Annotated in this window: 1 protein-coding gene; it reads left to right on the top strand. The window is 35.1% G+C overall.

Translation table 11 applies throughout. The features are described from left to right. Positions 1 to 15: 15 nt before the first annotated feature. Positions 16 to 632: hypothetical protein (locus ACT3R4_RS18455; protein WP_496201305.1), on the top strand; the 617-nt coding region annotated here is incomplete at its 3' end.

Raw genomic sequence — 632 nt, 5'->3', positions numbered from 1 at the left:
TTTCAGAGCGATGGTATGCGTAGCCTGCATAGAGCGTTGCTTGCGAGCCAACTTTTCGTACAAAGCCTAGGTGTGGTTTTACATCTTATCTTTATATATTTTTATTTTCACTTAATTGGGCGTACCGATCTTTTTATTGCCTCCCTGACGGAAAACAATTCTTTTGTATATCTTATAGCGTTCGGGACAATATTTGGCATGGTAGCGTTTGTACTTTTCTCCATCCCATCATTTATATTAATACTCTCTAACCACATGTTTAGAGCCTACATTCCATCTGGAAAAGAAAAAAAGTACAAAAATTTCCTTTTAGTTTCTTCTGTATCTTTCGTGATAATCATCTCCCTTTCTCTACTGCTATCAATTTACTTCAAAATAGAAATTGGTGATAACTTTTATTCTTGCCTATCGCTTCTTTTAATTTCTGCATTCGCCTATATTTCACTAAGGAAATATATTAAAAAGCACATAAAAAAAGATGAACTAAAACACCATAATACCATGAAGGTAAATTTGGAGAGATTAGGCGTTTCTGCTTTATCTGGTTTCTTTGTCCTGTGCGCCTCTCTATACACAATATTTGTGGCCAAAGCAACTTTGCAATTAAGTGCTTGGGATGGAAGCAATTATGA

It is taken from the genome of Halomonas sp. AOP7-E1-9 (genome assembly GCF_052376035.1).
GTDB lineage: Bacteria > Pseudomonadota > Gammaproteobacteria > Pseudomonadales > Halomonadaceae > Vreelandella > Vreelandella citrativorans.
This window is presented reverse-complemented; position numbering and strand designations above follow the sequence as displayed.